Below are 23017 nucleotides of genomic sequence, written 5' to 3' on the forward strand. Positions count from 1 at the left end.
ACGGCCGACCGCACCGGCCGCTGCCTGACACCTCAAGCCGCGATCCTAAGAAACCTCACGCGCAGAGCGCGTAGGAATCCTCGACCACATAGGGGCCGCCGCCTGTCGACGCACGCGACGAGAACAGCACGAAGCGGTCCGCCATGAAGCTGCGGCTCGGGAAGTAGCCGCGCACCGACAGATAATCCGCGACGTCCTGGCTCGATGCGTCATGCAGACGCGCGAGCGTGACGTGGGGCGTGAATTTCCTGCCCTCGGGATCGAGCCCCATCCGCTGCATCATCCGCTCGAGCTCGGCCTGCAGTTCGATCAGCGGCCGACTGGGCTCGACGGCGGCAACCACCGCGCGCGGCTTGCGTCCACCGAAGCTCGACAGACCTTGCAGTTTGACCTCGAACGGTTTTCGGTTCACCCGAAACAGCATCGTCGCGATCTCGTTGGCCCAGAAGCCATCGATGTCGCCGATGAAGCGCAGAGTGACGTGATAATTTTCGGGATCGATCCAGCGTGCGCCGGGAAGGCCGCCACGCAAGCTGGAGAGGGTTTGGCCGATATCGGCCGGAATTTCCAGACCAGTGAACAGACGCGGCATCGCAATAATCCTCGATGCTTGGCGCGGGTTTTGGGAGCCCGCCCCTGTAACAAGCCCGGCGACGAATCACCGATGCCTATTTGTACCCGAGATATGTGACTCTGCGAAGCATGACCCGTTAACAGCTCGTAAACCTACGGGCACAACTCGGCGCGCTGCCTGCATTTCAACTGCGTTGCCCTGATAATGCGCCGAGAAATGCCTCCACCGTGGGCAGCATGTTCTTCACGACGATGTCCACACCTTCCGCTGTCGGATGCATGCCGTCAGCCTGATTGAGCTTGGCATCGGCAGCAACGCCGTCAAGGAAGAACGGATAGAGCGGCACGCCCAGCGACTTCGAGAGATCCGGATAGATCGCGTTGAACTTCGCTGCATACTCGCTGCCATAGTTCGGTGGCGCGAGCATGCCGCACAAGAGCACGGCGATCTTGCGCGCCTGCAACTTTGTGATGATGTCGGATAGCGCGGCACGCGTGACCGCGGGATCGATGCCGCGCAGCGCATCGTTGGCGCCGAGCTCGACGATCACGGCGTCAGTTCCGTCAGCCACCGACCAGTCGAGCCGCTCGCGGCCCCCCGAGGCGGTGTCGCCGGATACCCCGGCATTGGTCATATTGACCTTTATCCCCTTGGTCTCCAAGGCTTTTTGCAGCCGGACCGGAAATGCCGCCGCGGCCGGAAGGCCATAACCGGCGCTCAGGGAATCGCCCAGAACCACGATCTTGATCGGTTTCGCCGAACCTTGCGCCGGGCTTTTCTCCACCCCTGCCGTCTGCGCACTTGCCGCCGTCATCAAGCCCATAAGCAACACGAGTATGTGCACGAAGATTCTCAACCGGCTCTCGACCGCAGCAGCGGAAGTGCCATATGACCGAACCATGGACAGTCTCATCGAATCCTCTTCACTGACCGACGTCGAGCCGGACACCATTGCCGTCAGGAACGTCAATCTCTCGCTCGGCACCGGCGCGGCACGGGTCCATATCCTCAAAGATATCAGCCTTCGTGTGGCAGCGGGTGAGGCCATCGGCCTGATCGGCCCGTCGGGTTCGGGCAAGTCGACCTTGCTGATGGTGATGGCGGGGCTTGAACGTCCTGACAGCGGAGAAGTGGTCGTCAACGGCACGTCGTTCAATGCCCTCGATGAAGATGCGCTGGCGCGCTTCCGCGGCCGCCAGGTCGGCATCGTCTTCCAGTCGTTCCATCTGATCCCGACCATGACGGCGCTGGAGAACGTCGCCGTGCCGCTCGAGCTCGCCGGCAATCCCGATGCCGCCGCGCGCGCCGCGCAGGAGCTGCAATCGGTCGGGCTCGGCGAACGGCTGCATCACTACCCGACGCAGCTTTCCGGCGGCGAGCAGCAGCGCGTCGCGATCGCGCGTGCGCTCGCGCCCGATCCCGCGATCCTGGTTGCCGACGAGCCGACCGGAAATCTCGACGAGACGACGGGGAAGCAGATCATCGACCTGCTCTTCACCAAGCACACCGAGCGCGGCATGACGCTGGTGCTGGTGACGCACGACCTCTCGCTGGCGCAGCGCTGCGATCGTGTGGTGCGGCTGCGTTCCGGCCGCATCGACGGACAATCCACGACATGAGTATCGCGTCCGAAGTCGCGGTGCAGGGCCGCGCGTCGTCGCTTGCCTTCCGTTACGCGCTGCGCGAACTGCGCGGTGGCCTGCGCGGATTCTACGTGTTCATCGCCTGCATCGCGCTCGGCGTGATGGCGATTGCCGGCGTCGGCTCGGTCGCCGCGAGCCTCGGCGACGGCCTGTCGCGCGAGGGCCGCACGCTGCTCGGCGGAGACGTCGCCTTCTCGCTGATCTCGCGCGAGGCCAAGCCCGAGGAGGTCGCGTATCTGCGTACCCGCGGCGAGGTTTCGGTTGCGGCCACGCTGCGCGCGATGGCCCGTAGCGGCGACGGCAAGCTGGCGCTGGTCGAGCTCAAGGCGGTCGACGGAAAATATCCGATGCTCGGCGAGCTGACGCTCGAGCCGAACATGCCGGTCGCCGATCTACTCGCCGAACGCGATGGCGTCTATGGCGCGGCCGCCGATTCAACGCTCTTGGCGCGGCTCGACCTAAAGCTCGGCGACCGCGTCACGATCGGCAGCGCGACCTACCAGATCCGCAGCGTGGTGGCGACCGAGCCCGACAAGCTTGCCGGCGGCGTCGGCCTCGGCCCGCGCTTCCTGATCAGCGAAGCCAGCCTGCGCGCCACCGACCTGCTGCAACCGGGCAGCCTGGTGCGCTGGATCTACCGGGTGAAGCTGCGCGACGGCGCCAACGACGATCGCGCCACCACCGCGTTGATCGAAGGCGCACGGGCTGCCGCGCCGGAGGCCGGCTGGGAAGTCCGCAGCCGCAACAACGCCTCGCCGCAGCTTGAACGCACCATCAACCGCTTCACCCAGTTCCTGACCCTGGTCGGCCTCGCCGCGCTGCTGGTCGGCGGCGTCGGCGTCGCCAACGCGGTGAAGAGCCATATCGACCGGCGCCGCGACGTCATCGCCTCGTTCAAGGCGCTCGGCGCCACCGGCCGCGACGTCTTCACGATCTACTGCACGCAGGTGGTGGTGCTGGCCGGGATCGGTTCGCTGATCGGGCTGGTGCTCGGCGCCGCGCTGCCCTTCGTCATCGTCGGCCTGTTCGGCAAGCTGCTGCCGCTGCCGGTGGTGCCGGCCCTGCATCCCGACGAGCTCGCGCTCTCCTTCCTCTACGGCCAGCTCACCGCGCTGGCGTTCGGGCTATGGCCGCTCGGCCGGGTCCACGACGTGCCGGTCGCTGCGTTGTTCCGCGAGACCGTCGCCAGCGAATGGCACCGCCCGCGCTGGAGCTATCTCGCGCTGATGGCGGTGGTGGTCGCGCTCCTGATCGGGGTTGCGATCGGGCTCGCCTATGACAAGCGGGTCGCCGCCGTGTTCGTCGCCTCGTCGATCGCGGTGTTCCTGCTGCTGCGCGGGATCGCCGAGATCCTGATGGCGGTGGCGCGGCGGCTGCCGCGCAGCCGCATGACCATGCTGCGGCTGGCGATCGCCAACATCCACCGACCGGGTGCGCTGACGCCGTCGGTCGTGCTGTCGCTGGGGCTCGGGCTCGCGGTGCTCGTCACCATCACCCAGATCGACGGCAATCTGCGCCGGCAATTCCTGGCCGCTTTGCCGGAGCGGGCGCCGTCGTTCTTCTTCATCGACATCCCCTCCACGGAAGCCGACCGCTTTGCCGCCTTCCTGGCGCAGATCGCGGCCGGCTCGACCGTCGAGGACGTGCCGATGCTGCGCGGGCGCATCGTCGCCGCACGCGGCGTCAAGGCCGACCAGCTCAAGCCGTCGGTCGATTCGGAATGGGTTCTGCAAAGCGACCGCGGCCTGACCTACACCGGCGAAGTTCCCAAGGGTTCGAAGATCGTCGAGGGCGAATGGTGGGGACCGGACTACAGCGGTCCTCCGCTGGTCTCGATGGAGAAGAAGATCGCCGACGGCCTGTCCTTGAAGATCGGCGACGAGATCGTGGTCAACGTGCTCGGCCGCGATGTGCCGGCCAGGATCGCCAATCTGCGCAACATCGACTGGCAGGGCCTCGGCATCAACTTCGTGCTGGTGTTCTCGCCGAATGCCTTCAAGGGCGCCCCGCATAGCCACGTCGCGACCCTGACGGAACCCCATGGCGGCACTACCGATGATGCGCGCATCATCAAGCAGGTCGCCGACGCGTTCCCGATGGTGACCAGCGTCCGCGTCCGCGAGGCGCTGGAGACGGTCGGCACCGTCGTCAGCAATCTGGTGCTGGCGATCCGCGGCGCCAGCGCCGTGACGCTGATCTCGGCGATCCTGGTGCTGGGCGGGGCGCTCGCCGCCGGGCACCGCCACCGCGTCTATGACGCCGTGATCCTCAAGACGCTCGGCGCCACGCGGGTGCGATTGCTCGGCGCCTACGCGCTGGAGTATCTGATGATCGGTTTTGCAACCGCAATCTTCGGGGTGATCGCCGGTTCGGTCGCGGCCTGGCTGATCGTGACGCGGCTGATGACGCTGAGTTTCATCTGGCAGGCCGGCAGCGCCGCGCTGGTCGTGGTCGCCGCGCTGGTCGTCACCGTCGGATTGGGGCTGGCCGGAACGCTGCTCGCGCTGAACCAGAAGCCGGCCTCGGTGTTGCGGAATTTGTGACAATTTGTAGCGGCGGCAGCGCCGTTTTACCTATGAATACTAGGTTAGAGCGACATTCGGCCGCGCGTGGAAGCTTGCGTCGGATGTGTTAATTTCCCACATACCACTCGGGTCGGATAGTCGGTTTGAATGACACGCAATTAATGTTCCGCAAACCGAGCCATCTGAGATAGATTTAGAACCGGCGCCGCAAATCCCTTGCGCTCCACCGGGACCAACCACGGGAATTCGACCATGTCGGACCTAGACCGCAACTACGCTTCTCCTTTCGGCCGGGCCGCCGGGCGCATTGACGCTGCGGCCGTCGACGCCGGTCTGCGCGCCTACATGCTGCGCATCTACAACTACATGAGCATCGGCCTGGCCATCACAGGCTTGGCCGCGCTCGGTGTCTACATGGGTGCGGTGACCACCGATCAGTCCGCCGCCGTCGCCAAGTTTGGCAACGCCTATCTGACGCAGTTCGGCTACGCGATGTTCGTGAGCCCGCTGAAGTGGCTGTTCATCCTCGCCCCTCTGGCGATGGTGTTCGTCATCTCGGCCGGCATCAACCGCCTGCAGCCTGCGACCGCCCAGCTGCTGTTCTGGGTGTTCTCGGCGCTGATGGGCCTGTCGCTGTCGTCGATCTTCCTGGTGTACACGCACACCTCGATCGTGCGCGTGTTCTTCATCACCGCGGCGACGTTCGGTGCGCTGAGCCTCTACGGCTACACCACCAAGCGTGACATGAGCGGCATGGGCTCGTTCCTGTTCATGGGCTTGATCGGCATCATCATCGCGAGCCTGGTCAACCTGTTCCTGGCGAGCTCGGCACTGCAGTTCATCGTCTCTGTGGTCGGCGTGCTGGTGTTCGCGGGCCTCACCGCCTGGGACACCCAGCGGCTGAAGAACGACTACATCTACGGCTACGCCTCGCAGGGTGGCGCGATGGCAGAGCGTGCGGCAATCACTGGTGCGCTGTCGCTCTACCTGAACTTCATCAACCTGTTCACGCTGCTCCTGCAGCTGCTCGGCCAGCGCGACTGAGCGCCTCGAGCGAGACGATCGATCCAATCCAAGCCCCGGCCTTGCGGCCGGGGCTTTTCTTTTGCGCAGGGCAAAAATACTGTCGCGCCCATGTCCAATCCTGCGGGGGCCAATCGGGAAATCAGGCTAACCGTCGAGGCGGACCTGCCCTCGATCACGGCGATCTACGAGCACGCGGTGCGCTTCGGCACCGCAACCTTCGAGCTGATCCCGCCCGACCTTGCCGAGATGACCCGCCGCTACAGGGCGCTGATCGATGGCCGCTTCCCCTATTTCGTCGCCGTGCTCGACGGCCGCGTCGCCGGCTATGCCTATGCCGGCCCCTACCGGCCGCGGCCGGCCTATCGCTTCACGGTCGAGAACTCGGTCTATCTGGACCCTGCGGTCCATCGCCGCGGCATCGGCCTCCGGCTGATGGCCCGCCTGATCGCCGAATGCGACGCGCGCGGCTTCCGGCAGATGATCGCGGTGATCGGGGACTCCGCCAATGCCGGCTCGATCGGGCTGCACCGCCGCTGCGGATTTCAGATGATCGGGACGCACCCGAATGTCGGCCGGAAGTTCGGCCGCTGGCTCGACACCGTGATGATGCAGCGCGCGCTCGGCGAGGGCGCGGCGACGGTGCCAGCGGACTGAGCTACAGTCCGTAGCCCGGATGCAGCGCAACGCAATCCGGGGCCGCCGATACCGCAGATGAACTTGTGCCGGATTGCGCTTCGCTTCATCCGGGCTCGGTCTGTTGAATTTGCCGCGCCTACACCAGCGACAGCTTGCGATCGATCACGAACAGCACCCGTTCGAGTTCGTGGCCGCGGCGCAGGATCAGGCCGGTCGCCGAAATCACGCTGTACATGCCCTGCTTGCGCGCCAGCCGGGGATCCTTTTCGATCCGGTAGATCGGTATTTCGGATGCGCGCCGGAACACCGAGAACACGGCACGGTCCTTAAGGAAGTCGATCGCATAATCGCGCCACTCGCCATCGGCGACCATGCGGCCGTAGAGATTGAGAATGCGGTTGAGCTCAAGTCGATTGAATGTCACGCGGTTGGGCTGAGGGGTCGCGGCGGCGGGACGCGCCGCGGCACGACTCCCACTCGGATCACTATCCTCCGAGATCAAACTCATCGAGCGCCTCCTGTCATCCCGGTGACGATCGGGTGCCGAAGGCCGGTGCCCCACTTCGGGATCGTCACGAGAGTGACATGATTGCGCTAAGCGCCGGAGCCTGCAAGGGGCCATTCGCAATGCAACCAGCCCTTAACCACGGCCAGGCGCGACGGATTGTCCGGAAAACCGAAGAGTCACGGGAACGTTAGAGGAATCATATTGCTGCCCCACTTCCGCCCATCGCCCGCCCCGCTGCCCTGCGAAAAGACAATCCTGCGTTGGCCCGGTCCTTTCGGTTCCGGATTCCTCAGCCCCCAGCCCCCCGGGGCCGTCGGGATCGGGCCTGTTCGCAGGGGAATCAAATCCCAACACACTGGGCCAACGAAAGTTGGTCCTTTTTGTTTTTGGGCCCTGCTCGAATATGCGCGATCAAGCCGCGCAAAGCCTCGGCGCTTCCCTCTCAGCAGATCACTGGATGCACGCTTGCCGCCGCGCGGAGCCGCACGACACCATGCGTGCGGCCCAACGACGCAAGACTGACAGAAGCCAGCACCGCGCAGTTAGAGCGTTTTCGAGCGAAGTGGACACCGGTTCGCGTGAAGAAAACGCGTTAAACAGGAATCTAAAGCTGCGCTTCTGATCAATCAGAACCGAAAGGCTCTAGTGAAGCGAGGTGAATGCGGCGCCCAGCATCGGGCCCGGCTTGTCGCGATTGCCGTCCTGGACGTAGACGGCCGCAGCATCGACGCCATCGCGCGTGATGTTCTCCAGCGGCACGGTCCAGCTCCCGGACGAGCCGTTCCAGTCGCCGACCTTCAGGAGATTGCGCACCACGTTGTGGTAGGTGATCTCGCGGCCGCGGTTCTCGCCGCGCGCGATCGAGATCGGCACCGACTTCGAGATCGAGCAGATCCAGACTTCGCCGCGCGACACCGCGGGCGATTTCGATGCGGCCACCGACACGTTGATCTGCTTGCCGGTCAGCGTCATCGTCACCGGCACCGACATCACGCTGCCGCTCTTCTCGGTGTCCTTGATCGCGTCCTCGATGCTGGCGCGGTCGCTGCCGATCACATGGGCGGAGCCGTTGATCACGGCCTGCGGCGTGTAGACGTCGCGGTCGCCGCGCATGTGCGAATAGGCTTTCTGGCGCGCGCTGAAACGGGAATCGGCCAGCGTGTCCTTCCAGCCGAGATAGTCCCAATAGTCGATCGGCATGCTCAGCGCGATGACGTTGGGGTCCTTCGCGAGGTCACCGATGATCTTGTCCGCGGGCGGACAGGACGAGCATCCCTGCGAGGTGAAGAGTTCGACGACAGCACGCGGATCGGCGTGAGCGGGGCGGATGATCGCAACGATCGCGCAGAAACCTAGGGCGCTGGACCATCGCGAGATAGAATTATAGGCCATCATCGCTGTCATACTGCGAACCAGTCGTGATGATTTCTATCCGTAATTGTACGGAGCATGAAGTTGTCCCTTGAACTTGCGTGCCCCAGAACGCCAGAAGGCGGCCTTGTCATAGGCCGCCTTCTTTTTAGCCGCTACTCACTAAGCAGTGAGGCACTGATCACAAATCCGCGCTAGGCCGCGAGCTTGCGCAGCACGTAATGCAGGATGCCGCCGTTGCGATAGTAGTCGAGCTCGTCCAGCGTATCGATGCGGCAGAGCAGCGGGACATCCCGCTTGCCGCCGTCGGCGGAGACGATCTCGGCCGTCAGCGTCTGGCGCGGCTTCAAATCGCCCTGCAACCCGCGGATCGTGACCTTCTCATCGCCCTTGAGGCCGAGCGAGGACCACGACGTGCCGTCCTGGAAGGTGAGCGGAAGCACACCCATGCCGACCAGGTTGGAGCGATGGATGCGCTCGAAGCTCTGGCAGATCACCGCGCGCACGCCGAGCAGGCGGGTGCCCTTCGCGGCCCAGTCGCGCGACGAGCCGTTGCCGTATTCGGCGCCGGCGAACACCACCAGCGGCACGTTCTCCTGCTGGTACTTCATCGCCGCGTCGTAGATCGACATCTGCGCGCCGTCGGGCCAGTGCTTGGTCAGACCGCCTTCCGGGATATTGCCGTCGGCGCCCTTCAGCATGAAGTTCTTGATGCGGATGTTGGCAAAGGTGCCGCGCATCATCACTTCATGATTGCCGCGCCGCGTGCCGTACTGGTTGAAGTCGGCGGGGCGCACCTGGTGCTCGCTCAGGAACTTGCCAGCGGGCGAGGTCAGCTTGATCGACCCGGCCGGCGAGATGTGGTCGGTGGTGATCTTGTCGCCGAACATCGCGAGGATCCGCGCGTCGACCACGTCGACGATCGGCTCCGGCTGCTTCTTCATGCCTTCGAAATAGGGCGGGTTCTGCACATAGGTCGAGCTCATGTTCCAGCGATAGGTCTCGCTTTCCGTGGTCTTGATCTTGCGCCAGTTGGTGTCGCCCTTGAACACGTCGGCGTACTTCTTCTTGAAGATCGTCGCGGTGACGTACTTCTTCATGAAGGCGTTGATCTCCTTGGTGGTCGGCCAGATGTCCTTCAGGAATACCGGCTTGCCGTCCTTGCCGATGCCGATCGGCTCGACCGCGAGATCCTTGGTCACGGTGCCGGCGAGCGCATGCGCGACCACCAGCGGCGGCGAAGCGAGGTAGTTCGCCTGCACGTCCGGCGAGACGCGGCCTTCGAAGTTGCGGTTGCCCGACAGCACGGCGGCGGCGACGATGCCGTTCTCGTTGATCGACTTCGAGATGTCTTCCGGCAGCGGGCCGGAATTGCCGATGCAGGTGGTGCAGCCGAAGCCGACCAGGTTGAAGCCAACCTTGTCGAGATCGGCCTGCAAGCCGGAATTGGCGAGATACTCAGCCACGACCTGGCTGCCCGGCGCGAGCGAGGTCTTCACCCACGGCTTGGCCTTCAGACCCTTGGCGGCCGCCTTGCGCGCCAACAGGCCGGCGCCGATCAGCACGCTCGGGTTCGAGGTGTTGGTGCAGGAGGTGATCGCGGCAATCACGACGTCGCCATGGCCGAGATCGAAATTGCGGCCCTCGACCGCGAAGCGCTTCTGCTCACCATCGGGCTTCTTGTACTCGTTGACCAGCGCGGTCGCGAAACCGGTCGAGACCGCCGGCAGCGCGATGCGGCCTTCGGGGCGCTTCGGTCCGGCCATCGACGGCACCACGTCGGCGAGGTCGAGCGTCAGCGTGGTGGTGAACACCGGATCGGCCGACTTGGCGGTACGGAACAGGCCCTGCGCCTTGGCATAGGCCTGCACCAGCTTGACGCGATCGGCCTTGCGGCCCGAGGTCTTCAGGTAATCGATGGTCGCGGCGTCGACCGGGAAGAAGCCGCAGGTCGCGCCGTATTCGGGCGCCATGTTGCCGATGGTCGCCTTGTCCGCGACCGACAGGAAATCGAGGCCCGGACCGAAGAACTCGACGAACTTGCCGACCACGCCGAGCTTGCGCAGCATCTGGGTGACGGTCAGCACGAGGTCAGTCGCGGTGACGCCTTCCTTGAGCTGGCCCTTGAGCTTGAAGCCGACCACTTCCGGCAGCAGCATCGACAACGGCTGGCCGAGCATGCAGGCTTCCGCCTCGATGCCGCCGACGCCCCAGCCGAGCACGGCGAGGCCGTTGACCATGGTGGTGTGCGAGTCGGTGCCGACGAGCGAGTCGGGATAAGCGACCTCGAAGGTGCCGGTCTTCTTGCCGACCGTCATCTTCTCCTTCTTGGTCCACACCGTCTGCGCGAGATATTCGAGATTGACCTGGTGGCAGATGCCGGTGCCGGGCGGCACCACCGAGAAGTTCGAGAACGCCTTCTGACCCCACTTCAGGAACTCGTAGCGCTCCTGGTTCTGCTTGTATTCCTCGGTGACGTTCTTCGCGAACGCCTTGTTGTCACCGAAGAAGTTGACGATCACCGAGTGGTCGATGACGAGATCGACCGGCACCAGCGGGTTGATCTTCTCGGCATCGCCGCCGAGGTTCTGCATCGCGTTGCGCATCGCCGCGAGGTCGACCACGGCCGGAACGCCGGTGAAATCCTGCATCAGGACGCGCGCCGGGCGGAACGCGATTTCGTGCTCGAGCTGGCGCTTCTTGAGCCACTTCGACACCGCAACGATGTCTTCCTTCTTGACGGTGCGGCCGTCCTCGTTGCGCAGCAGGTTCTCGAGCAGAACCTTCATCGAATACGGCAGCTTCGAAATACCCTTCAGTCCGTTCTTCTCTGCCTGGGGCAGGCTGTAATAGACGTAGGACTTGCCGCCGACCTTCATGGTCTTGCGGCATTTGAAGCTGTCGAGTGAGGTCATGCGGAGGATCCCAATTCTCAGTTATACCCGGCAAGGGTAACTAAACACCGGCGATCGACACGGGCCAAGGGATGGCCTGGATGGCTTGCGGCCGCCGATTGTGTGTGCTGCATCAAGTTCCGGGCTTATAGAACCTTTCTAGAAGCACCGCCACACCGACAAGCGTGCGACAGCGTTGCGCGACCCAAAAATTCTCACGCGGTAGCGAAAGATTTCAGAGGGCTGTGACAAGACGAACCATGCGGCTCTCGGGACGAAATCTGAAATGCGTGCGCGGCGGACGCGAGGTGTTTTCCAGCCTCGATCTGTCAGCGACGGCCGGCGAGGCGCTTGCCGTCACGGGACCCAATGGCGCGGGCAAGACCTCGCTGCTGCGCGTCCTCGCCGGGCTCTTGCTTCCCGCCGAGGGCTCGATTGCGCTCGAAGGCGGCGACGCCGAGCTAAGTCTGCCTGAGCAGGCCCACTACCTCGGCCATCGCGACGCCCTGAAGCCGGCGCTGACCGTCGCGGAAAATCTTTCCTTCTGGCGGGAATTCCTCGGCGGCGAGACCGTGGACGCCGGCCGCTGCCTGGCCGCCGTGGCGCTCGACCACGCCGCGCATCTGCCGGCCGCCTACCTCTCGGCCGGCCAGCGCCGCCGCCTGTCGATCGCGCGCCTGCTCTCGGTGCGGCGGCCGGTCTGGCTGCTGGACGAGCCGACATCGGCGCTCGATGCGGCCGGACAGGCGCTGTTCGTCGGGCTGATGCGCGACCATCTCGCAAACGGCGGCCTGATCGTCGCCGCGACCCATCTGCCGCTCGGCATCGATGCGCGCGATTTGCGGATGGGAGGCGCGGCGTGAGCAAGCTGGCCGCATTGATCCGCCGCGACATCCGCATTGCGCTGCGCGTCGGCGGCGGGGCGCTGATCGGCGTGCTGTTCTTCCTCACCGTTACGGTGCTGATGCCGTTCGCGGTCGGGCCCGATCTCGCGCTGCTGTCGCGGCTCGGCCCCGCCATCCTCTGGCTCGGCGCGCTGCTGGCCAGCCTGCTCACCCTCGACCGGCTGTTCACGGCCGATCACGAGGACGGCTCGCTCGACCTGATCGTGATGAGCCGGACGCCGCTGGAACTCGCCTGCGCGGCCAAGGCGCTGGCGCATTGGATCGCCGCGGGGCTGCCGCTGATCGTCGCGACGCCGGTGCTCGGCCTGCTGCTCAATCTCGACGGCACGGCGACGCTTGCGGTCGCGGCGACCTTGCTGGCGGGAACTCCGGCGCTGACTTTCACCGGCATGATCGGCGCGGCCCTGGCGGTGACGCTGCATCGCGGCGGGCTGCTGCTGGCCGTGCTGGTGCTGCCGCTGTCGATCCCGGTGCTGATCTTCGGCGTTGCCGCCTCGCAGGCGGCGATATCGGGGCCCCTGCCCTTTGGAACACCGTTCTCGATCCTCTGCGCGCTGTCGCTTGCCAGCCTCGTGATCGGCCCTTTTGCCGCCGCCGCGAGCCTGCGGCACGGGCTGGACTGAAATTGGCCGGCAATATGAGCCCGATCAAATCTCTCCGAGAGAAGTTCGGCCAATTGCCTGCGACACATCGGACGACTATCAGGGTGCCATGACGCTGACCGACCTCGCCAACCCGACCAAGTTCCTGGCGCTGACCGCGCGGATCCTGCCGTGGCTGGCGGGCGCGACCGCGGTCCTGCTCGCGATCGGCCTCTACCAGTCGGCCATGGCGCCCGACGACTACCAGCAGGGCGCCACGGTGAAGATCATGTTCATCCACGTCCCGAATGCGTGGCTGTCGATGTTCGTCTGGGGCGTCATGAGCGTGGCAGCGCTCGGCACCCTGGTGTGGCGGCATCCGCTCGCCGACGTCGCCGCGAAAGCCGCAGCTCCGATCGGCGCCGCCTTCACGTTTCTCGCGCTCGTCACCGGCTCGCTGTGGGGCCGGCCGATGTGGGGCACCTATTGGGAGTGGGACGCGCGGCTGACCTCGGTCTTGATCCTGTTCCTGATGTATCTCGGCCTGATGGCGCTGTGGCGCGCGGTGGAGGACCCTTCGCGCGCGGCGCGGGCGGCGGCGGTCCTGACCCTGGTCGGCGCGATCAACATCCCGATCATCAAGTTCTCGGTCGACTGGTGGAATACGTTGCATCAGCCGGCCTCGGTGCTCCGGATGGGCGGATCGACGCTCGACAAGGCCTTCCTGTGGCCGCTGCTGGTGATGGCGATCGCGTTTTCGCTGCTCTTCATCACCCTGCACCTGGCGGCGATGCGCAACGAGATCCTGCGTCGGCGCGTGCGCAGCCTGCAGATGATGCAAGCCAACCAACAGGCGGCGTGACACCATGTCGCTTGGTCCCTACGCCTCTTTCATCGTGACGTCCTATGCGCTGGTCGCGGCGGTCGTGCTGCTCTTGATCGTCTGGATCATCGCCGACTATCGCCGCCAGCAGGCACGCCTCAAGGAGATCGAGGCCAGCGGCATCACGCGCCGCTCCGGCCGCAGCGCGGCGGATATAAGATGAGCGAGCAGGCGACCAACAGCCCGCCGCAAGCCCGCCGCCTGCTGGTGGTGCTGCCGCTGCTCGTTTTCCTCGGGCTCGCCGGGTTATTCCTGCTGCGGCTCTATGGCGGCGATCCCTCCAAAATTCCGTCGGCACTGATCGGCCGGCCGGCACCGCAGACCGCCCTGCCGGCACTCGACGGCCTCGTGAAGGACGGCGCGCCTGTCCCCGGTCTCGATCCCGCCGCGTTCAAGGGCAAGGTCTCAATCGTCAACGTCTGGGCGTCCTGGTGCGTGCCCTGCCATGACGAAGCGCCGCTGCTGACCGAGCTCGGCAAGGACAAGCGCTTCCAGATCATCGGCATCAACTACAAGGACTCGCCCGAGAACGCGCGGCGCTTCCTCGGCCGCTACGGCAATCCGTTCGGCATCGTCGGCGTCGACGGCAACGGCCGCGCCTCCATCGAGTGGGGCGTCTATGGCGTGCCCGAGACCTTCCTCGTCGGACGCGAGGGCACGATCGTCTACAAGCTGGTCGGCCCGGTGACGCCGGATAATGTCAACACCGTGCTCAAGGCCGAGATCGAGAAGGCGCTGCGCGCGAGACCGTAACCGCATCGGCACGCCGCGACTCGCGAACATGAATCGGGCATGAACGACGCGAGAAAACACCTGCGGCATAATACTTCGGCGGGTTTATCTGCGGTTCATTTCACGGCCACGGCGACGCCACGAACGCAACCCTAACTCCATGGCGTGACTTCACTCATTCCTCGGAGAGGACATATGCGCAAGACCACGCTCGCTTCACTTCTTGCCACCGCACTCACGCTCGGCCTGATGACGGCCACGCCGTCGATGGCCCAGTCGCCGCAGCCGGCCGCGCCCGCCGCCAAATCCGAGAGCCACATGGCGCCAGCGCCGAAAGCGGCGACTCCTGATCTGAAGACGACGGGGATGGCGAAGGACGACCTGCTCGACATCAACAGCGCCAGCGCCGACCAGCTCGACGCGCTGCCTGGTGTCGGCAAGGCCTATTCGGCCGCGATCATCAAGGGCCGCCCCTACAAGGGCAAGGATGAACTGGTGCAGAAGAACATCCTGCCGCAGGCGACCTACGACAAGATCAAGGACAAGATCGTCGCCAAGCAGAAGAGCTGAGCTCTGAAGAGTTGATCTCCGAAGCGTCGGACGCAGCGCGGCACAATCACCCGCGCTGCGTTCGGATTTACTTTCGCAGGTCGCCGGCGTCCGCCTCGCTGGTTTCCAGCGAGACCGGCTCCAGATGATAGCGCTTGGTCAGCGGCATCTGGGCGATGGCGAAGACCATGGTCAGCGGCGTCACGCCGAACACCTTGAAGTTCACCCAGAAATCCGTGGTCTGCGTCCGCCAGACGATCTCGTTGAGAATAGCCATGCCGGCGAAGAACAGCGCCCAGCGCATGGTGAGGATGCGCCAGCCCTGCGGCGTCAGATTGAACATCTGGTCGAACATCACGGCGATGAAGGAGCGGCCGAACAGCAGCCCGCCGCCGAGCACGGCCGCGAACAGGCCGTAGATGATGGTCGGCTTGACCTTGATGAAGGTCTCGTCGTGCAACACCAGGGTCAGGGTGCCGAACACCAGCACGACCGCGCCGGTCACCAGCGCCATGATCGGCACGTGCTTGGTCACGACATAGGATGCGATCATGGCAGCAACGATCGCGACCATGAACGCGCCGGTCGCGAAGAACAAATGGTATTTGGCGTTCGCGATGAAGAACACGAGCAGCGGCCCGAGCTCGGTCGCGAGCTTGAACAGCGGATGTGGCTGGGTCTTGTCCATCAATTCAGTCCATTGAACCCGTGTCTTGGCCATCCTTCGAGACGGCGCTCCGCGCCTCCTCAGGATGACGACCTTTCGTATCCCACCGTCATCCTGAGGGGGCGCGCACTGGCGCGCGTCTCGACGGATGAATTATTCGATCCCGGCAATCGCCTTGGCAAAATCCTTCGCCGTGAAAGGCGCGAGATCCTCGACGCCTTCGCCGACGCCGATGAAATGCACCGGCAGCTTGTGCTTCTCCGACAGCGCGACAAGGATGCCGCCGCGCGCCGTGCCGTCAAGCTTGGTCATCACGAGGCCGGTGACGCCTGCCGTACGATGAAATGCCTCGACCTGCGACAGCGCATTTTGTCCCACCGTGGCGTCGAGCACGAGCAGCACCGCATGCGGCGCCGACGCATCGACTTTCTTGATGACGCGCACGACCTTTTCGAGCTCGTTCATCAGTTCGGACTTGTTCTGCAGCCGGCCGGCGGTGTCGATCAGCAGCACGTCGCGCGCCTGCTCCTTCGCCGCGGTCAGCGCGTTGAAGGCGAGGCTTGCCGAATCCGAGCCCTGGGCCCCGGCAATGACCGGCGACTTGGTGCGCTCGCCCCAGACCTTGAGCTGCTCGATCGCCGCGGCACGGAAGGTGTCGCCGGCGGCCAGCATGACCTTGCGGCCCTCGGCGGAAAATTTCGCGGCCAGCTTGCCGATCGTCGTGGTCTTGCCGGAACCGTTGACGCCGACCACCAGGATCACGAACGGCTTCAGCGTCGCATCGATCTCGAGCGGCTTGGCCACCGGCGCCAGCACCTTCTCGACCTCAGTCGCAACGACGTCCTTGACCTCGTCGGCCGAGATCGCCTTGTCGTACCGGCCCTTGCCGACGGCCTCAGCAATGCGGACCGCGACATCGGTGCCGAGGTCAGCGCGCAGCAGCACATCCTCGATGTCATCGAGCATGGCAGAATCGAGCTTGCGCTTGGTGACAAGGTCGGCGACCGCGGCCCCGATCGAACTCGAAGTTCGCTTCAGGCCGCCTTTCAGCCGCTGCCACCAGTTCTGTTTGGGAGTTCCCGCAGTGGTATCGTTCATGGCGGGGGTGTGTTAGCCGTTTCGCCTCACAAACGAAAGTCTCGACGAATTGATCGATGTTCCCCAATTGACCGCGGAGGAAATCTTAGGCCGCGTGCTCCACCGCGACGGGCTGATGCTGGTCATCGACAAGCCGGCGGGCCTGCCGGTGCATCGCGGCCCCAAGGGCGGCCCCAATCTAGAGGCCTCGTTCGACGCGTTGCGGTTCGGCCTGCCCCGGCCGCCGGTGCTGGCGCATCGGCTGGACAAGGACACCTCCGGCTGCCTCGTCCTGGGACGCCATCGCAAGGCGACCGCCTCGCTCGGGCTGCTGTTCAAGCACAGCAAGATCGCAAAGACCTATTGGACCGTGGTCGAGGGCGGCCCCACCGAGGACGCAGGCACCATCGACATGCCGCTCGGCCGGCTCAACGCCGAGCGCGGCTGGTGGCAGAAGCCGGATCCGGATGGCCAGAAGGCCATCAGCAATTGGAAGGTGCTGGGACGCGGCGACGGCCTTGCCTGGCTCGCGATGGAGCCGGTCACCGGCCGCACCCATCAGCTCCGGGTGCATTCGGCGGCGATGGGCTGGCCGATCGTCGGCGACAACATCTATGGGAATGGCCCGCGCTTCGGCGAGCCGACCCTGCATCTGCATTCGCGCGAAATCGGCATCCCGATTTCCAGGAACAAGGAGCCGGTGCATGTCGTCGCGCCGGCGCCGGAGCACATGCGGGAGCGGCTCAAGGCCTGCGGCTGGAACGGCGAATAGAGCGTTTTCCAGCGAAAGCCTGTCCCGGACTTGATCCGGGATGGATAGCGGCTCGCGGAAAGAAAACGCGTCAAAGTGTAGAGCTTCCTCCGGGATTCTACTGATCTTTATCCTTACGAAACGTTCAGGTCCGCCCGATAAAGCTGCAAGCCGGCTTAGAACAAGCGATCGGGACGGGCTCAGGACGAGCAATGCTGACTGCCGGGCAGGCAATTGTCGACGAGGTCGAGGCTGCGATACGCGCCGGCTCCGCCGAAAAATGCATCGCGACGGCGAAGCGCGTCACCGATCTCTTCCTCCACTCCGCCGGCAGCTTCAACAGCGAGCAGATCGAACTGTTCGACAATGTGCTCGAACGGCTGGTCAAGACCATCGAGCTGCGTGCGCTTGCCGAGATCAGCGCCCGGATGGCGCTTGCCGAGATCAGCGAGCAGCTCGCCCCGGTCGCGCAGGCGCCGCCCGCGATCGTTCGCCGCCTCGCTGGCAACGACGAGATCCGGATCGCGCGGCCGATGCTGCAGGAATCCTCGCGCCTCAGTGCCGAGGATCTGGTCGAGATCGCGCAGACCAAGAGCGAGCAGCACCTGCTTGCCGTCGCCGGCCGCTGGTGGCTGAAGGAAGTCGTCACCGATGCGCTTCTGGCCCGTCGCTTTGCGAGCGTGAGCCATCGCCTCGTCGCCAATCCCGGCGCCAAAGTATCGCCGGGCGGATTTGCCGTGATCCTCGCACAGGCCGAGCACGATCCGCCCCTCGCAGTCGAGACCGGCATCCGCGCGGACCTGCCGGCGGAGCTCCGTCTTCAGCTGCTGCGCCGGGCAACGGAAGAGGTTCGCGGCCGTTTGCTGGAACGCGCCCCGCCGTATCTGTACGAGGAAATCCGCCACGCGATCGCCGCGGTCGCCGCCGGCGTCGAGCGCGACATGTCGCAGGTCCGGGATTTCACCGCAGCCAAACGCCACGTCGCGAAGCTGAAGGACAGCGGCGAGCTCGACGAGGCCGCCCTGCTCGGCTTCGCCAGGCAGCGAAGATATGAAGAGACCGTCGTTGCGCTGGCGGATCTTGCGCAGTCGAACATCGAGGTGATCCGTTCCCTGATGCAAAGCCTGCGCAGTGAAGGCCTTTTGGTGCCGTGCCGGGCGGCAGGCCTGAGCTGGGCGACCACCGCCGCGGTGATGGAATGCCGCTATACGACCGGCTCCATGGGCGCCGTCGAGCTCGCCCATGCGAAGAACCAGTTCACCAAGATGACCCGCGGCGACGCCGACCGCCTGTTGCGGTTCTGGCAGGTTCGCGCGTCACAGCCGTCAAGGCCCGGCGGCCGCGCGCACTGAGTGCGTCATGCGCGATGACGCGACGGATACTGATTTCAACCTGTCAAGCAGCTGGTTCGGTGTCATCACTCGCCTATGCGTGTGCGGGTGATCCAGTATTTTGGAAACGTCGGTACTCGAGCCGAGAGGCCACGGCTTGCTCCCGATGTCGTCCCTGCGAAGCAGGGACCGTACTCCGCAGCGGATATTGTCGTTCCGGCATCGCCCAACAACAACCATTCGTCCCTGCTTCGCAGGGACGACATCGAGGTTGTTGGCGCGGCGATGAGTCAAACTTTCTATCCGCGCCTCGGAATCCATTCTTCCACGAGTTATGCGGCTCAATGGACTCCGGGTTCGGTGTTGCGCACCGCCCGGGAATGACGAGAGAATGGTGAGGCGCGTCATCCCGGAGTAACGCGCAGGGCGTCGTCTCAACGGACGTCGCCAACCGATGCAGTGAGGCGCGCGCCGTCATGTCCGCTGATGGACATCGCACGCACCATACCCGGCACATCGTCATCGATCGCAACCGGCAGGAAATGCTCCGTGCGGCCCTGCCTGTCGCTCTCGATCAGCACCTCGCGCGTCGCGCCGACTTCCGCAGCTAGCCGCCGCACCAGCGCGGCTTCGCCGGCTGCGCGCAGCCGCTTGGCGCGCTCCCTGATCGCCCCGCCCTCGACCTGCGGCATCCGTGCGGCCGGCGTGCCCGGACGCTTCGAATAGGGAAACACATGCAGGAAGGTGAGATCGCATTCCGCGACCAGATCGAGCGAGCGCGCGAACATCTCTTCAGACTCGGTCGGGAAGCCCGCGATGATGTCGGCGCCGAACGCGATGTCCGGCCGCAGCCGGCGCAGCTGCGCGCAGAAATCGATCGCGTCCCGGCGCGAATGCCGGCGCTTCATCCGCTTCAGGATCATGTCGTCGCCGGACTGCAACGACAGATGCAGATGCGGCATCAGCCGCGGATCGTCGGCGATCACGTCAAGCAGGTCGCGATCGGCCTCGATCGAATCTATCGATGAGATGCGCAGCCGCTTCAGCTCGGGCACGTGGCGCAAAATCTGCCGGGTCAACTGGCCGAGCTTCGGCGCGCCCGGCAGGTCGGCGCCATAGCTCGTGAGATCGACGCCGGTCAGCACGATCTCGGCGTGGCCGCGCTCGACCAGCGCACGGACCTGATCGACGACGGCTCCCATCGGCACCGAGCGCGAATTGCCGCGGCCGTAGGGGATGATGCAGAAGGTGCAGCGATGATCGCAGCCGTTCTGCACCTGCACGAACACCCGCGGCAGGCCGCGCGCGAAGCCGTCGAGCAGATGCGGCGCCATTTCCGTGACCGCCATGATGTCGGCAACCGCGACCTTCTCGCTCGCGCCCACATCGAAAGCGGCACGCGTCGCCTGCCAGGCGGCGCCGCGCATCTTCTCGTCATTGCCGACGACGCGGTCGACCTCGGCCATCTCTGCAAACATGTCGGCTTGCGTCTGCGCCGCGCAGCCGGTGACGACGATGCGCGACGTGGGGCGTTCGCGCTTCAACTTGCGGATCGACTGCCGGGCCTGCGCCACAGCCTCATTGGTGACGGCGCAGCTGTTGATGACGATGGTCTCAGTGAGCCCGGCCTGTTCGGCCTCGCGCCTGATCACCTCGGATTCGAATGCGTTGAGGCGGCAGCCAAAGGTGACGACATCGACGCTCATAACCGATCCCAAGACCGCCTTCATGCCCGGCTAAGCGACGCTGGCGAACAGCGCCGGATCGAAGCGACCCTCATACTCGAAATCGGCGGTGCCGGTCATCAGCACGTGGTCGTCGCGTTCGCGCCACTCGATGCCGAGCTTGCCGCCGGGCAGCGTGATCTCGACGATCCGGTTGGCGCGCTTCAGCCGCGCCGCCGCGACCGCCGTCGCGCAGGCCGCCGAGCCGCACGCCCTGGTGAGGCCGGCGCCGCGCTCCCAGGTGCGGATCGTGATGTGGTCGCGATCGACGATATGGGCGAGCGTGATGTTGGCGCGCTCCGGGAAGATCGGATGGTTTTCCAGAAGCGGCCCGAAACGTTCGAGGTCGTAGGCACTGACGTCATCGACCCAGAAGACCGCGTGCGGATTGCCCATCGAGACCACCGACGGCGAATGCAGCACCGGATTGTCGATCGGCCCGACCTGCAGCTCGATGTAGCGGGTGTCGCGAAATTCCTCAGCCAACGGAATGTCCTGCCAGCCGAACTTCGGCGCGCCCATGTCGACGGTGTAGAGATCGGGCGCCGGCCCCTGCCAGCAATTGAGCAGGCCGGCGCGGGTCTGGAATGTCGCCGATGTCTGGCCGGTCTTCTCGAAGATCCGCCGCACCACGCAGCGCATGCCGTTGCCGCAGGCCCCGGCCTCCGAGCCGTCATTGTTGTAGATCGAGATGAACGCTTCGGTGCCATCGAGCCGTGGCGGCTGCAGCACCATCAACTGGTCATAGGGCACGCCGCCGGCCGGCGACGCCACGGCGCGCACCTCCGCCGCCGACACCTGCGCTTTGGAATCGCGCAGGTCGACGACGACGATCTCGTTGCCGATGCCGTTCATCTTGGCGAATGCGTGATTGGCGAGCGCGCTCATCGATTTTCCCAAATTCCGCCCGGTTATATGGCGAGTGGTGGCTGATTGGCCAGTCAGAATGGCCCTATGACACATCTGTCATGGGACGAATGCAGAACTCGCGTGTTAGGAATATCGCACCTCAAGGACCGCGCGCGCCGGGACAGATCGAGCGGCCGTTTGAGGAAGGGGATGGAGAATACCGAATGAACCGTATCAACACGCTCCGCGCGGCCCTGGTCGCGCTGCTCCCTTTGGCCGCGATCACCCTGGCAAGCCCGGCGCCCGCCCAGTCGCCGTCAGCCTCGCCCGCTCCGGCGGCAAGCCCGAGCCCAACTCCCGCGCCTGCGCCATCGGCAACGCCGGTGCCCCCGCCGGCCGAGACCAAGTCACCGGCCGACAGCCCGGCCGCATCGCAGTCCCCGACGCCGCCGCCGGCCGCCCCGGTGCAGACCGCCGACCCGTTCGGCGAGCCGTTCACGCTGGAACCGAAGAAAGTCGTGATGCTGAAGGGCACGGCCAACTGGGATTCGGCCTTCGACGCGCTGATCGAGGCGTTCAAGCAGCTCACCGCGCTGCTCGACAAGGACGGCGTCAAGGCAGCGGGCAATCCGATGATCGTCTACACCTCGACCGACGACACCGGCTTCACCTTCATCGCCGAAATCCCGGTCGACCAGGACGTCAAGAACCTCGGCAAGAACATGAGCATGGGCAACTCGCCCGACGGCAAGGCGCTGAAATTCGTCCATCGCGGGTCCTACGACAACATGGACAATACCTATGAGGCGATCACCAATCACCTCGACGACAAGAAGCTCGAAGCCAAGGACACCTTTATCGAGGAATACATCACCGATCCGCTGAAGACCGCCGAAGACAAGCTTGTGATCAACGTCTACGTACCCCTGAAGTGAGCCAGATGACCAACCGCCTCCCCTTCGCTGCCACCCTCATCGCGACCGCGCTGCTGGCTGCGCCCGCGCTGGCCGACACCGACTTCCCGCCGGCGATCTCGGTCACCGGCGAGGCCACCGTGTCGGCGGCGCCCGACGAGGCGCAACTCGACGCGGGCGTCACCAGCGACGCCAAGACCGCACACGAAGCCGCCGAAGCCAACAATGTAACGATGGGCAAGGTGCTGGCCGCGCTGAAGGGCGCCGGCATCGCGGACAAGGACTATCAGACGTCGCGGCTGTCGCTGTCGCCGCAATTCGCCAACCGCTCGCCGTCGTCGCCGAACGCCCCGCCCAGCATCGTCGGTTACCACGCGAGCAATCGCGTCACGATCAAGCTGCACGATGTCAGCAAGGTCGCTGGTGTCATCGATGTGCTGGTGGGCGCCGGAGCCAACGATATCGGAGGCCTCAATTTCTCGGTGTCGCAGGCCTCGAAGCTGCTCGATGACGCGCGCGAAAGGGCGATTGCCGACGCCCGCCGCAAGGCGGAGATCTACGCCAAGGCCGCCGGCGTCACGCTCGGCGCGCCCTTGAACATCGCGGAAGTCGGCTCGGCGCCGGTGCCGATGTTCCGCGCCAAGATGGCCACGGCAGGATTCGCCGCCCCCACGCCGGTCGCCCAGGGCGAGGAAACGCTGACCGTCAATGTGAGCGTCTCCTGGGCGATCAAGGAGAAGTAGCGGTTATTGTCGTCCCTGCGGAAGCAGGGACCCATATGTGGACGGCCCCCGTGGCACAAGAGCGTTCTGGGCTTGGTCGGATCGCTGTCATCCATATGTCCGGCCTGTTTGATGCGATCGTGTTGATCGCTGGG

At 65.1% G+C, this 23017-nt stretch carries 23 protein-coding genes; 14 read left to right on the forward strand and 9 right to left on the reverse strand.

Translation table 11 applies throughout. The features are described 5' to 3' along the window. Positions 1–55: 55 nt before the first annotated feature. Both thpR and AC066Y_RS35415 read right to left on the reverse strand, forming a co-directional pair. Positions 56–592, reverse strand: coding sequence for an RNA 2',3'-cyclic phosphodiesterase (thpR, locus tag AC066Y_RS35410; RefSeq protein ID WP_456759983.1), 537 nt, complete (start codon positions 590–592; stop codon positions 56–58). Positions 593–758: 166 nt separating this feature from the next. Continuing rightward, positions 759–1418 carry an arylesterase gene (locus AC066Y_RS35415; protein ID WP_478277931.1) on the reverse strand — a complete coding sequence of 220 codons (660 nt, stop codon included), beginning with the start codon at positions 1416–1418 and terminating at the stop codon, positions 759–761. A gap of 55 nt (positions 1419–1473) precedes the next feature. On the opposite strand from AC066Y_RS35415, the gene AC066Y_RS35420 reads away from it, so the two are divergent. From AC066Y_RS35420 to AC066Y_RS35435, 4 genes are all read left to right on the forward strand, one after another. Beyond that, entirely contained in the window at positions 1474–2193 is a 720-nt protein-coding gene (locus tag AC066Y_RS35420) for an ABC transporter ATP-binding protein (protein ID WP_212318910.1), read from the forward strand. Beyond that, entirely contained in the window at positions 2190–4760 is a 2571-nt protein-coding gene (locus tag AC066Y_RS35425; RefSeq protein ID WP_478277915.1) for an ABC transporter permease, read from the forward strand. Before AC066Y_RS35420 ends, AC066Y_RS35425 begins: the two co-directional genes overlap by 4 nt. Positions 4761–4994: 234 nt before the next feature. Then, positions 4995–5786: a Bax inhibitor-1/YccA family protein gene (locus tag AC066Y_RS35430; protein WP_353701425.1), complete on the forward strand. Its 792-nt coding sequence runs from the start codon at positions 4995–4997 to the stop codon at positions 5784–5786. A gap of 90 nt (positions 5787–5876) precedes the next feature. After that, positions 5877–6422, forward strand: coding sequence for an N-acetyltransferase family protein (locus tag AC066Y_RS35435; protein ID WP_478277916.1), 546 nt, complete (start codon positions 5877–5879; stop codon positions 6420–6422). Between the two features lie 118 nt (positions 6423–6540). Here the strand turns inward: AC066Y_RS35435 and AC066Y_RS35440 are convergent, their stop codons facing one another. The 3 genes from AC066Y_RS35440 to acnA form a co-directional block, all read right to left on the reverse strand. Next, positions 6541–6912, reverse strand: a complete 372-nt coding sequence (locus AC066Y_RS35440) for a DUF2794 domain-containing protein (RefSeq protein WP_478277917.1) — start codon at positions 6910–6912, stop codon at positions 6541–6543. A gap of 642 nt (positions 6913–7554) precedes the next feature. Beyond that, positions 7555–8316 carry a DUF1223 domain-containing protein gene (locus tag AC066Y_RS35445; protein WP_092121555.1) on the reverse strand — a complete coding sequence of 254 codons (762 nt, stop codon included), beginning with the start codon at positions 8314–8316 and terminating at the stop codon, positions 7555–7557. Between the two features lie 161 nt (positions 8317–8477). After that, positions 8478–11198, reverse strand: a complete 2721-nt coding sequence (gene acnA / locus AC066Y_RS35450; RefSeq protein WP_478277918.1) for an aconitate hydratase AcnA — start codon at positions 11196–11198, stop codon at positions 8478–8480. Positions 11199–11437: 239 nt separating this feature from the next. Here acnA and ccmA point away from each other — a divergent pair, with 239 nt between their 5' ends. The 6 genes from ccmA to AC066Y_RS35480 all read left to right on the forward strand — a co-directional run bounded on the left by ccmA (position 11438) and on the right by AC066Y_RS35480 (position 14848). Beyond that, positions 11438–12040, forward strand: a complete 603-nt coding sequence (ccmA, locus tag AC066Y_RS35455) for a heme ABC exporter ATP-binding protein CcmA (RefSeq protein WP_478277919.1) — start codon at positions 11438–11440, stop codon at positions 12038–12040. After that, positions 12037–12705 (forward strand): heme exporter protein CcmB, encoded by a 669-nt coding sequence (ccmB, locus tag AC066Y_RS35460; RefSeq protein ID WP_478277920.1) that lies wholly within the window; start codon positions 12037–12039, stop codon positions 12703–12705. Before ccmA ends, ccmB begins: the two co-directional genes overlap by 4 nt. 88 nt (positions 12706–12793) lie before the next feature. Next, the gene (locus AC066Y_RS35465; RefSeq protein ID WP_478277921.1) at positions 12794–13525 is read left to right on the forward strand and encodes a heme ABC transporter permease; all 732 of its coding nucleotides are present in this window, start codon (positions 12794–12796) and stop codon (positions 13523–13525) included. A 4-nt stretch (positions 13526–13529) separates the two neighbouring features. Continuing rightward, the gene (gene ccmD, locus AC066Y_RS35470; RefSeq protein ID WP_229171244.1) at positions 13530–13709 is read left to right on the forward strand and encodes a heme exporter protein CcmD; all 180 of its coding nucleotides are present in this window, start codon (positions 13530–13532) and stop codon (positions 13707–13709) included. After that, a complete protein-coding gene (locus AC066Y_RS35475) occupies positions 13706–14299 on the forward strand; it encodes a DsbE family thiol:disulfide interchange protein (protein WP_478277922.1) in 594 nt (197 codons plus the stop codon). The genes ccmD and AC066Y_RS35475 overlap by 4 nt, the downstream gene beginning before the upstream one ends. 174 nt (positions 14300–14473) lie before the next feature. Next, positions 14474–14848, forward strand: coding sequence for a ComEA family DNA-binding protein (locus AC066Y_RS35480; protein WP_478277923.1), 375 nt, complete (start codon positions 14474–14476; stop codon positions 14846–14848). A gap of 67 nt (positions 14849–14915) precedes the next feature. Here AC066Y_RS35480 and AC066Y_RS35485 read toward each other — a convergent pair whose 3' ends face one another. After that, complete coding sequence (locus tag AC066Y_RS35485) at positions 14916–15515, reverse strand: septation protein A (protein WP_092121525.1); 600 nt, start codon at positions 15513–15515, stop codon at positions 14916–14918. 132 nt (positions 15516–15647) lie between these two features. Beyond that, positions 15648–16592 (reverse strand): signal recognition particle-docking protein FtsY, encoded by a 945-nt coding sequence (ftsY, locus tag AC066Y_RS35490; RefSeq protein ID WP_478277924.1) that lies wholly within the window; start codon positions 16590–16592, stop codon positions 15648–15650. 49 nt (positions 16593–16641) lie between these two features. On the opposite strand from ftsY, the gene AC066Y_RS35495 reads away from it, so the two are divergent. Further along, positions 16642–17343 carry an RluA family pseudouridine synthase gene (locus AC066Y_RS35495; protein ID WP_478277925.1) on the forward strand — a complete coding sequence of 234 codons (702 nt, stop codon included), beginning with the start codon at positions 16642–16644 and terminating at the stop codon, positions 17341–17343. Positions 17344–17534: 191 nt separating this feature from the next. Then, positions 17535–18674 (forward strand): DUF2336 domain-containing protein, encoded by a 1140-nt coding sequence (locus AC066Y_RS35500; RefSeq protein ID WP_478277926.1) that lies wholly within the window; start codon positions 17535–17537, stop codon positions 18672–18674. A gap of 413 nt (positions 18675–19087) precedes the next feature. Here AC066Y_RS35500 and mtaB read toward each other — a convergent pair whose 3' ends face one another. After that, entirely contained in the window at positions 19088–20359 is a 1272-nt protein-coding gene (gene mtaB, locus AC066Y_RS35505) for a tRNA (N(6)-L-threonylcarbamoyladenosine(37)-C(2))-methylthiotransferase MtaB (protein ID WP_478277927.1), read from the reverse strand. A 30-nt stretch (positions 20360–20389) separates the two neighbouring features. Further along, positions 20390–21265: a diaminopimelate epimerase gene (gene dapF / locus AC066Y_RS35510; protein ID WP_478277928.1), complete on the reverse strand. Its 876-nt coding sequence runs from the start codon at positions 21263–21265 to the stop codon at positions 20390–20392. Positions 21266–21450: 185 nt separating this feature from the next. Here dapF and AC066Y_RS35515 point away from each other — a divergent pair, with 185 nt between their 5' ends. Continuing rightward, positions 21451–22161 carry a GyrI-like domain-containing protein gene (locus AC066Y_RS35515; protein ID WP_207834004.1) on the forward strand — a complete coding sequence of 237 codons (711 nt, stop codon included), beginning with the start codon at positions 21451–21453 and terminating at the stop codon, positions 22159–22161. A gap of 5 nt (positions 22162–22166) precedes the next feature. Further along, positions 22167–22883, forward strand: coding sequence for an SIMPL domain-containing protein (locus tag AC066Y_RS35520; RefSeq protein ID WP_478277929.1), 717 nt, complete (start codon positions 22167–22169; stop codon positions 22881–22883). Positions 22884–23017: the final 134 nt, after the last annotated feature.

Source organism: Bradyrhizobium sp. USDA3010, from assembly GCF_056429065.1.

Coding starts and splice junctions, on each gene's coding strand:
- thpR (WP_456759983.1), bottom strand. CDS start 592: ATGCCGCGTCTGTTCACTGGTCTGGAAATTCCGGCCGATATCGGCCAA.
- AC066Y_RS35420 (WP_212318910.1), top strand. CDS start 1,474: ATGGACAGTCTCATCGAATCCTCTTCACTGACCGACGTCGAGCCGGAC.
- AC066Y_RS35425 (WP_478277915.1), top strand. CDS start 2,190: ATGAGTATCGCGTCCGAAGTCGCGGTGCAGGGCCGCGCGTCGTCGCTT.
- AC066Y_RS35430 (WP_353701425.1), top strand. CDS start 4,995: ATGTCGGACCTAGACCGCAACTACGCTTCTCCTTTCGGCCGGGCCGCC.
- AC066Y_RS35435 (WP_478277916.1), top strand. CDS start 5,877: ATGTCCAATCCTGCGGGGGCCAATCGGGAAATCAGGCTAACCGTCGAG.
- AC066Y_RS35440 (WP_478277917.1), bottom strand. CDS start 6,912: ATGAGTTTGATCTCGGAGGATAGTGATCCGAGTGGGAGTCGTGCCGCG.
- AC066Y_RS35445 (WP_092121555.1), bottom strand. CDS start 8,316: ATGACAGCGATGATGGCCTATAATTCTATCTCGCGATGGTCCAGCGCC.
- acnA (WP_478277918.1), bottom strand. CDS start 11,198: ATGACCTCACTCGACAGCTTCAAATGCCGCAAGACCATGAAGGTCGGC.
- ccmA (WP_478277919.1), top strand. CDS start 11,438: ATGCGGCTCTCGGGACGAAATCTGAAATGCGTGCGCGGCGGACGCGAG.
- AC066Y_RS35465 (WP_478277921.1), top strand. CDS start 12,794: ATGACGCTGACCGACCTCGCCAACCCGACCAAGTTCCTGGCGCTGACC.
- ccmD (WP_229171244.1), top strand. CDS start 13,530: ATGTCGCTTGGTCCCTACGCCTCTTTCATCGTGACGTCCTATGCGCTG.
- AC066Y_RS35475 (WP_478277922.1), top strand. CDS start 13,706: ATGAGCGAGCAGGCGACCAACAGCCCGCCGCAAGCCCGCCGCCTGCTG.
- AC066Y_RS35480 (WP_478277923.1), top strand. CDS start 14,474: ATGCGCAAGACCACGCTCGCTTCACTTCTTGCCACCGCACTCACGCTC.
- AC066Y_RS35485 (WP_092121525.1), bottom strand. CDS start 15,515: ATGGACAAGACCCAGCCACATCCGCTGTTCAAGCTCGCGACCGAGCTC.
- ftsY (WP_478277924.1), bottom strand. CDS start 16,592: ATGAACGATACCACTGCGGGAACTCCCAAACAGAACTGGTGGCAGCGG.
- AC066Y_RS35500 (WP_478277926.1), top strand. CDS start 17,535: ATGCTGACTGCCGGGCAGGCAATTGTCGACGAGGTCGAGGCTGCGATA.
- mtaB (WP_478277927.1), bottom strand. CDS start 20,359: ATGAGCGTCGATGTCGTCACCTTTGGCTGCCGCCTCAACGCATTCGAA.
- dapF (WP_478277928.1), bottom strand. CDS start 21,265: ATGAGCGCGCTCGCCAATCACGCATTCGCCAAGATGAACGGCATCGGC.
- AC066Y_RS35515 (WP_207834004.1), top strand. CDS start 21,451: ATGAACCGTATCAACACGCTCCGCGCGGCCCTGGTCGCGCTGCTCCCT.
- AC066Y_RS35520 (WP_478277929.1), top strand. CDS start 22,167: ATGACCAACCGCCTCCCCTTCGCTGCCACCCTCATCGCGACCGCGCTG.